The 8,911-nt window shown below is 70.1% G+C and carries 6 protein-coding genes; 4 read left to right on the forward strand and 2 right to left on the reverse strand.

Annotation, left to right across the window (positions count from 1 at the left end):
* Positions 1-91 precede the first annotated feature (91 nt).
* A complete protein-coding gene (locus AB0I53_RS38510; protein ID WP_358613980.1) occupies positions 92-1,630 on the forward strand; it encodes an amino acid permease in 1,539 nt (512 codons plus the stop codon).
* A gap of 383 nt (positions 1,631-2,013) precedes the next feature.
* Here the strand turns inward: AB0I53_RS38510 and AB0I53_RS38515 are convergent, their stop codons facing one another.
* The gene (locus AB0I53_RS38515; RefSeq protein WP_358613981.1) at positions 2,014-4,698 is read right to left on the reverse strand and encodes a hypothetical protein; all 2,685 of its coding nucleotides are present in this window, start codon (positions 4,696-4,698) and stop codon (positions 2,014-2,016) included.
* Between the two features lie 416 nt (positions 4,699-5,114).
* Here AB0I53_RS38515 and ahcY point away from each other — a divergent pair, with 416 nt between their 5' ends.
* Positions 5,115-6,578, forward strand: coding sequence for an adenosylhomocysteinase (gene ahcY, locus AB0I53_RS38520; protein WP_358613982.1), 1,464 nt, complete (start codon positions 5,115-5,117; stop codon positions 6,576-6,578).
* Positions 6,579-6,644: 66 nt separating this feature from the next.
* Here ahcY and AB0I53_RS38525 read toward each other — a convergent pair whose 3' ends face one another.
* Complete coding sequence (locus AB0I53_RS38525; RefSeq protein WP_358613983.1) at positions 6,645-7,118, reverse strand: OsmC family protein; 474 nt, start codon at positions 7,116-7,118, stop codon at positions 6,645-6,647.
* A 109-nt stretch (positions 7,119-7,227) separates the two neighbouring features.
* Here AB0I53_RS38525 and AB0I53_RS38530 point away from each other — a divergent pair, with 109 nt between their 5' ends.
* Positions 7,228-7,875: a dTMP kinase gene (locus AB0I53_RS38530; protein ID WP_358613984.1), complete on the forward strand. Its 648-nt coding sequence runs from the start codon at positions 7,228-7,230 to the stop codon at positions 7,873-7,875.
* A 248-nt stretch (positions 7,876-8,123) separates the two neighbouring features.
* Positions 8,124-8,801: an MtrAB system response regulator MtrA gene (gene mtrA, locus AB0I53_RS38535; RefSeq protein WP_358613985.1), complete on the forward strand. Its 678-nt coding sequence runs from the start codon at positions 8,124-8,126 to the stop codon at positions 8,799-8,801.
* Positions 8,802-8,911: the final 110 nt, after the last annotated feature.

The raw sequence follows: 8,911 nt of genomic DNA on the forward strand, positions 1-8,911 counted from the left end.
CGGGTGGCGGACTCAAGCAAGCGAGTTCCGGTCGAGATACTCCCGCGTTAGGGTGCGGACCCACCATTTGGGCTTAATGAGGGAGGCGACAGTGCCAGGCACTGGGCTGTGGCGAACCAAATCGGTCGAACAATCGATCTTGGATACCGACGAACCGGACACCAAGCTACGAAAGAACCTCGGTACCCGAGACCTGATCGTCTTCGGGGTGTCCGTGGTGATCGGGGCCGGCATCTTCACGCTCGCCGCGCGAACCGCGGGTGATGTCACCGGTCCTTCGGTGTCGCTGGCGTTCGTGCTCGCGGCGATCGCCTGCGGGCTGGCGGCGCTGTGCTACGCCGAGTTCGCCTCCACCGTTCCGGTCGCGGGCAGCGCGTACACCTACTCCTACGCGACGTTCGGCGAGTTCGTCGCCTGGATCATCGGCTGGGACCTGATCCTGGAGTTCGCCGTCGCGGCGGCCGCGGTGGCCAAGGGCTGGTCGATCTACCTGGAGCAGGTGCTCAAGCTGATCGGCCTGGAGGCGCCCACGGTCCTGCCGATGGGCCCGCTGCAGTTCGATTGGGGCGCCGTGCTGCTCACGGTGGTGCTGTGCACGCTGCTCGCCCTCGGCACGAAGCTGTCGGCCCGCGTCAGCCTGGTGATCACGCTGATCAAGGTGGCCGTGGTGCTGCTGGTCATCGTGGTCGGCCTGGCCTACGTCAACTCGGCCAACTACTCGCCGTTCATCCCGCCGGCGCAGCCCAGCAGTGAGGACACCCCGAAGCTGGAGCAGTCCCTGCTGTCGCTGATCCTCGGCGGCGAGACCAGCACGTACGGCGTCTTCGGCCTGCTGGCCGCGGCGTCGCTGGTGTTCTTCGCCTTCATCGGCTTCGACATCGTGGCCACCACGGCGGAAGAGACCAAGAACCCGCAGAAGATGGCGCCGCGCGGCATCCTCGGCAGCCTCGCGATCGTCACCGTGCTCTACGTCGCGGTCGCGCTGGTGGTCACCGGCATGGTGCCCTACACCGACCTGGCCACCGCCGAGGACGGCACCCGTTCCACGCTGGCCACGGCGTTCGCCCAGCACGGCGTGAACTGGGCGGCGGCGATCATCTCGGTCGGCGCCCTGGCCGGTCTGACCACGGTCGTCATGGTGCTGCTGCTGGGGCAGACCCGCGTGCTGTTCGCGATGTCCCGCGACGGCCTGGTGCCGCGCGGCCTGGCCAAGACCGACCCGAAGCACGGCACTCCGGTCCGCGCCACCGTGCTGGTCGGCGCGGTCGTGGTCGTCGCGTCCGGTTTCTTCCCGGCGGACAAGCTGGAAGAGATGGTCAACGTCGGCACGCTGTTCGCCTTCGTGCTCGTCTCGCTCGGTGTGATCGTGCTCCGCAGGACCCGGCCCGATCTGCCTCGCGGCTTCCGGGCCCCGCTGGTGCCGCTGGTGCCGATCCTGGCGATCCTCGCCTGCTTCTGGCTGATGCTGAACCTGACCGCCCTGACCTGGGTCCGGTTCGCGGTCTGGATGGCCGCCGGCGTGGTGATCTACTTCCTGTACGGCCGCAGCCACTCGCGGCTGGCCCAGCGCCAGGCCGGCGAGGTGGCCGCAGGAGGTGCGCTGCCCCAGGGCGGGGATTCCAAGGACTAGCCGGGCGACTGGCTGACCGATCGAAGCGGCGCCGCCCTCGGAGGGCGGCGCCGCTTCTTTGTCCCCTTATTCGAACAAATGTTCACCTGGCTGAGTGATGATCTCCGGCTTCCGGCTCCGGATCATGGAGGCATGACACGGAAAACAGCTGGAACCGGGAACGGTCATCGCGACGTACGTCCCCGCGACGAGGCGTACGGACTTGGGGATAGGAGGGAGCCTCTGCCGGTGGCGTTTGTGCACGCCGGCGTCGTCGGAGAGGTGCGATCTTCGGGTGCGCCTCCACCGCGCCGGAGGTCGGCGCTCGGCGCACGCGTGGAGCGCGCCATGTCGCCTTGGTATGCCCCGGGCTGGCTTTCTATACCCGGGTCACGTGCTGTTGCTCAGCGCTCGGAGGCGCGTAGCGCCATGCCGCGTTCCCACGGGGCGCTGCGCCCGCGAGGCTCGGTGATCTCTGGAAGCACCGACGGCTCCGGGCGGGGCTTCGCATCCTGCTGCCGCGGCACTACCGCCGTGGTCCGCTCCCGTTCGTCGCTCTGGGCGGTTTCGGACTCGTCGGAGTCGGTCTGCGGGCGGGTCAACCCCTCGACGGTCTCGGGGAGGGATCCGCCATCGCCGCCCTGCGCCGTCAGGTGAGGCGTCTTCGGTGCGCTCGTCGTGGCCGGAACCTGCGCCGGGGTCGGGGTCTGAGGCCGCAGCGGGAGCGCGGCACCGCGGACCGGGGTCTCCAGGCCTGCGGCCATCGCGACGGCGCGGTCCCACTCCGGGTCGCCGCTGTAGTCGGTGTGCCCGAGCACGCCGGGCACCCAGCGCCGGCAGGAGAACGGGCCGCGCTGCGGGTCGGGGAGCCAGTGGTCGCCGCCGAGTACCAGGGCGCCGGTGGGTCCACGGGTGGCGGCGGGCAGCGGCCCCTCGGTGCCGTCGGCCCGCAGCCCGACCCCGATCAGCATGCCGTCGTAGACCTGCCTGTTCCAGGTGGTCACGGCGCCGCCGATCGGGTCGGTGCCGCGGCACAGCGAGCGCCAGCGGCCGCCGAGCGCACCGGCGAGGTCGCGCAGCGAAGCGTGGGGCACCACGCCGGGGAACGCCCGCGGGTACGCCCACTGGAGCTGCGAGCCCGCGGTCACCAGGCCGACCCGTTCGCGGTCGGCCTCCGGCAGGGATTCCAGCAGCCGGGCGGTCGCGACGGCGGCGAGCAGGCTGCCCTGGCTGTGCCCGACGAGGACGACGCGGGTGTTCGGGTCGGCGAGGTGCTCGGTGGCGCGGGCGGCGAGTTCGGGGATCACCTTCAGCGCGTAGCACGGCGGCACCACGGGGTGCGCTTCGCGAGGCCAGAACAGCGCCAGGTCGCAGAGCACGCCGAGGTAGCGGGCGGTGTCCCGCTTGGTGGCGGCCAGGTACACCATCCGAAGCAACCCGACGGCGAGCGTCGCGAGCGCGGCGACCCCGACCCCGATCAGCCAGGTGAAGCCCGGCAGGTCGGCGACCCGGGCCACCAGGGTCAACGCGGTGCTGACGGCCAGCACACCAGCGATCACGAGGAGGACGAGATGTGAGTAGCGGCGCTGCAGGTCCGCCCACTTCCAGGCGTTGGCCGCGGCGCGCTGATCCGCCGGCCGCCCGGCGTGCAGCAAGGCGACCTCGTCGGGGATCGAGTCGTCGGTGCCCACGGAGCTGTTCGAGCTGTCCGCGCCATCGCCATCGCGACGTCCGGCGCGCCACCGCTTCAGCAGCATCCACGGGGTGCCGATGATCCCGGCGGCGATCAGCAGCACGGCGGTCGCGCCCCAGAAGATCGTCACGTCGTCGTAGGCGGTGGGCAGCTTGAGCACCGGCGCGCCCGGCTCCTGCGAGGCGCCCAGTGCCCGGGCCACGCTCAGGCCGAGGCCCGCGCCGAAACCGTTGCCGAGCATGCAGGCGACCATCAGCGCGGGGGCGGCCATCCAGCCGCCGGCCCACGGGCGGAGCCTGGGCGGGCAGGTCTTCCAGCCGGGACGGGCGAGCAGTGCGGCGGGCGCGAGCAGGGCGGCCACCGCGAGGCAGGTGATCACCAAGGCGCCGATGATCGCGTCGATCGTGGCGCCCGAGCCGGGCAGCTGGTCGGCCAGCTGCCCGGGGAAGAGGGCGACCGAGCACAGCAGTAGCGCGGCCACGGTCAGCAGCGCGCGGCGTGGAGTGCGCCCGAGAGTGATCCGCGGTGCCTTTTCCTTGCCGTTGGGGTGCATTCCGGCCGGGTCATCGAGCGCGACGGTTCCGACCAAGGCGAAGACGAGCAGGGCCGAGGCGACCAGCCAGCGCGGATCGGCGCTGATCGCGAACGGCCCGCCGAGCGCGATCAGCGCCACAGTGGACAGTGCGGCGATGACGTGCAGGGCGCGCAGCACCGGAGTGTCCGGGTCCGCGACGACGTTCGCGCCGGGCAGCATCGGTGCCCGCGCCGAGTGCTGCGGTTTGTCGGTCTTCGGCGCGGAGACCTGCCAGGACACAGTGGACAAGCGATGCATGAGGAGGATCACGAGAGCAACGGGCAGCAGAGCGGCCGAGGCACGCAGGATGTCGATGTGCCGGACGGCATCCGGGACGAACTCCATGCACTGCACGCCGGGCTGGAGGCACTGCGCGGCGACCAGGTCCAGAGTGACCACGGTCAGCTGCGCGACGAACAGCATCGTCAGCAGCAGGGCCGAAATCCGGAGCAGCACGCGCAGCACGGAGGAGAGCGCGGTGCTGATCGGGTTGCCGGTCCGGGCCGGTGGCAGCATCCAGTGCGCCATGTTGGCCAGTGCGAACGGGAACAGCAGGGCCCAGGTCGCCTTGGCCAGGCCGCCGGAGGTCATGCCGCCCCAGACGTAGCCTTCGACGATGCGGGGCACCGAGCGGTCTCCGGCCGACAGCATCGGTCCGGGAACCGGTCGGCGAAGCCGGTCGGCCGGGCGCATGATGCGTCCGATGCCATCGCCGGCGACGTCCACCGAGGCGACCGAATCGGTCAGCTCGTCGCCGGTGGTGCCGAGGATGCCGTGTACCCGCAGCTCGACGACGCGGGTGTCGGGCCCGGGTATTTGCACTGGATCCTCCCGTGCGGTTGTTGATCGTCGAAACGCCGGTGGCGATTCTCCACGGCAGATCGACATCTGGCGAGCTCTGCCCCTCCGATTGTGATCGTCCGGGGCACCTCATGTCCTGCGTTCCTCGCAGGTTTCCCGGCGCGATTTGCGCGACGGCGCGTCTCGCGGCCCGTGGGAGCCGCGCGGCGCGGCGACCGCGGAGGGCGTGGTCGGCAGGCGGCGAAGCAGGGGGTGCTGCGCGGACCAGCGGCTGGGCCGCGCCGGGCGGGCGCGGAGCGGCTGGAGCGGCGCTTGCGCGGCACTGGCCAGATGCTATCGCCAGGAGTGATCACACGAACACCGACGGTAGTCTCGGTGCGGGGTCGGCTGCCGAATCCGCGCCCTGACCAGGCCGCATCTTCCAGAGGGGCCGAAAGATGAGTGTCGAGAAGCTGCAGACCCGCAACGGTGTCGAATTCGCCGTCGCGGATCTGGCGCTGGCCGCCGACGGCCGGAACCAGATCCGGTTGGCCGAGCACGAGATGCCCGGGCTGATGGCGCTGCGCCGCGAGTACGCCGAGGTGCATCCGTTGAAGGGCGCCCGCATCTCGGGCTCCCTGCACATGACGGTGCAGACCGCCGTGCTGATCGAAACTCTGGTGTCGCTGGGTGCCGAGGTGCGCTGGGCTTCCTGCAACATCTTCTCCACCGACGACGCGGCGGCCGCCGCTGCGGTGGTCGGCCCGTACGGGACTCCGGCGGAGCCCGCGGGCGTCCCGGTGTTCGCGTGGAAGGGTGAGACGCCGGCGAAGTACTGGTGGTGCACCGAGCGGATGCTGACCTGGCCCGGCGACCGGGGGCCGAACATGATCCTGGACGACGGCGGCGACGCGACCCTGCTGGTCCACAAGGGCGCGCAATGCGAAAAGGCGGGTGTGGTGCCGAATCCGGCGGACGACGATCCGGACGAGCTCAAGGTGATCTTGGATTCGTTGCGCGCGTCGCTGGCCGCCGACCCGACCAGGTGGACTCGCACGGCGGCGGGCGTCCGGGGCGTCACCGAGGAGACCACGACCGGCGTGAACCGCCTCTACCGGCTCGCCGCGCGCGGCGAGCTGCTGTTCCCGGCGATCAACGTCAACGACTCGGTGACCAAGTCGAAGTTCGACAACAAGTACGGCATCCGGCACTCGCTGATCGACGGCATCAACCGCGGCACCGATGTGCTCGTCGGCGGCAAGGTCGCGGTGGTGTGCGGATACGGGGACGTCGGCAAGGGTTCGGCGGAGTCGCTGCGCGGCCAGCGGGCGCGCGTGATCATCACCGAGATCGATCCGATCAACGCGTTGCAGGCGATGCTGGACGGCTACCAGGTGGCCCGGCTGGAGAGCGTCATCGACCAGGCCGACATTGTGATCACCACGACCGGGAACAAGGACATCGTCACCGTCGACCACATGCGGCGGATGAAGCACCAGGCGATCCTCGGCAACGTCGGCCACTTCGACGACGAGATCGACATGACAGGCCTGCGTCGCGCCGCCGACGCGCGCCGGGTGCGGATCAAGCCGCAGGTCGACGAGTGGGTGTTCGACGGCGGCAAGTCGATCATCGTGCTGTCGGAGGGGCGCCTGCTGAACCTGGGCAACGCCACCGGGCATCCCAGCTTCGTGATGTCGACGTCGTTCGCCAATCAGACGATCGCCCAGATCGAGCTGTTCACCAAGCACGAGGAGTACGACAACGAGGTCTACCGGCTGCCCAAGATCCTCGACGAGAAGGTCGCCCGCATCCACGTGGCGGCCCTCGGCGGCGAGCTGACGAAGCTCTCCAAGGACCAGGCCGAATACATAGACGTCGACGTCGAAGGCCCCTACAAACCGGACCACTACCGGTACTGAACGCCTGTTCTGCGTGGCGGGTGGCGGAACCTCAGCGGCCTGCTCGGCTGCGGCGGCAGCCCGATGTCACTGCGCGATGTGGATCTCCGGTTCGTGGCGGACCGGTAAGTTGACCGAGTTGGCGATGAAGCACTTGCGGTGCGCCTGCTCGTGCAGCTTTTCGGCGGTCGGCAGCATCGCCGCGTCGGTGATCGTCACCTGCGGTCGGAGCACGACCTCGGTGAAGTGCCCGCCGGTGTCGGGGTCCTCCAGCATGGCGCCGCTCGCGTCGTCGCGGTAGGAGGTGACGACGATGCCGGAGGTGCTGCACAGCGCGAGGTACCACAGCATGTGGCACTCGGACAGCGATGCGACCAGGAGGTCTTCCGGGTTGTGGAGGCCGGGATCGCCGCGGAAGGCGGGGTCGGCCGACGCGGTCAGCGGTGGCTTTCCGTCGACGTCCACGACGTGTTCGCGGCTGTAACCGCGGTACGAGGCGGTGCCATCGCCGGTGTTGCCGGTCCACGTAACGGTCGCGCGATAGGAGTGATTCTTTGGCATACCGACTGTATACAACAGAACAGGTTGCGGCGAAAGCGGATTCACGCACCGGGACGACCGGTCGAGGGCGTCCGGATCGCGGCGCGACGGCTGGACTACCGTCGTCGGTGTGGGTCGACTAATCGTCATCGAGGGACTGGACGGTGCCGGCAAGCGCACGCTCGCCAACGGCATCGCGGCGGAACTCACCGCCCGCGGCCACTCCGTGGCCCGCTCGGCGTTCCCGCGCTACGCCGACGACGTCCACGCCGAGCTCGTCGCCGAGGCGCTCCGCGGTCGCCACGGCGACCTCGGCGACTCCGTCCACGGCATGGCCGTCCTCTACGCGCTCGACCGCCGCGCCGCGGCGGACGCGCTGCGCGCGGACCTCCGCGCGCACGACGTCGTCCTCCTCGACCGCTACGTCGCCTCGAACGCCGCCTACGGCGCCGCTCGGCTCCACCAGGACAGCCACGGCGACTTCGTCGCCTGGGTCCGCGAGCTGGAGGTGACGCGCTTCGCGCTGCCGAAGCCGGATCTGCAGATCCTGCTGCAGGTGCCGTCGGAGGTGGCCGCCGCCCGCGCCGAGCACCGGGAACGGACCGAAGTGGACCGTCAGCGGGACAACTTCGAGTCCGATGCCCCGTTGCAGCAGCGTTGCGGCAAGGTCTACCAGCAGCTCGCCGCCGAGAGCTGGTGGTCGCCGTGGGTCGTGGTGGACGGCGTGAACCACGTGGACTTCGGAGCGCTCGTCGACCAGCACGTCCTCGCGCGGTAAGCGATCGACGGCCCGGCGAGGAGCCGCACTGTCCGAAGTGCACACTCGTCCAGATGGCCCAAGCCGTTGCTACGCAACGTGAGTCGATCGACACTCGGCGTCTAACTGGATCGGTGTGCGAAACCACTGAATTCGATGCTCCATTCGGCGGTATTCGCTGGGCCGAATCGGTTGCCGCGCCGCGACCTGCGGCGACGATCAGCGGGTGGATGTACGGCGGCGGGGCGACAAGTGCAACCATGTTGGCCATGAAGGCACGCGTGCTCGTGGTGGACGACGATCCGGCCCTGGCCGAAATGCTGACCATCGTGCTCCGGGGTGAGGGGTTCGAGACCGCCGTCGTCAGCGACGGCACCAAGGCGCTGCCTGCCTTGCGCGAGCTCAAGCCCGACCTGGTCCTGCTGGATCTGATGCTGCCCGGGATGAACGGCATCGACGTCTGCAAGGCCATCCGCACCGAGTCCGTCGTGCCGATCGTGATGTTGACCGCCAAGAGCGACACGGTCGACGTGGTGCTGGGCCTGGAGTCCGGCGCCGACGACTACATGGTCAAGCCGTTCAAGCCGAAGGAGCTGGTCGCCCGGCTGCGGGCCCGGCTGCGCCGGACCGATGCCGAGCCGGCCGAGGTGCTCACCATCGGCGACGTGACCATCGACGTGCCCGGTCACGAGGTGACGCGCGACGGCCAGCCGATCGCGTTGACGCCGCTGGAGTTCGACCTGCTGGTGGCGCTGGCCCGCAAGCCGCGCCAGGTGTTCACCCGCGAGGTCCTGCTGGAGCAGGTGTGGGGCTACCGGCACGCCGCCGACACCCGTCTGGTCAATGTGCACGTCCAGCGCCTGCGGTCCAAGGTGGAGCGCGACCCGGAGCGCCCCGAGGTCGTGCTGACGGTCCGCGGCGTCGGTTACAAAGCCGGCCCCCCGTGATGTCCTGATCGAACCGGGGCGCCTGCTCGCGAGCAGGCGCCCCGGGGGGAAAACGCCGGGACCAACGATCCCGGGCCCGGACGCGCTGCGGGCCAGCGCGCGGCCGGCGC

This window comes from Saccharopolyspora sp. NPDC050389, assembly GCF_040655595.1.
Classification (GTDB): Bacteria; Actinomycetota; Actinomycetes; order Mycobacteriales; family Pseudonocardiaceae; genus Saccharopolyspora.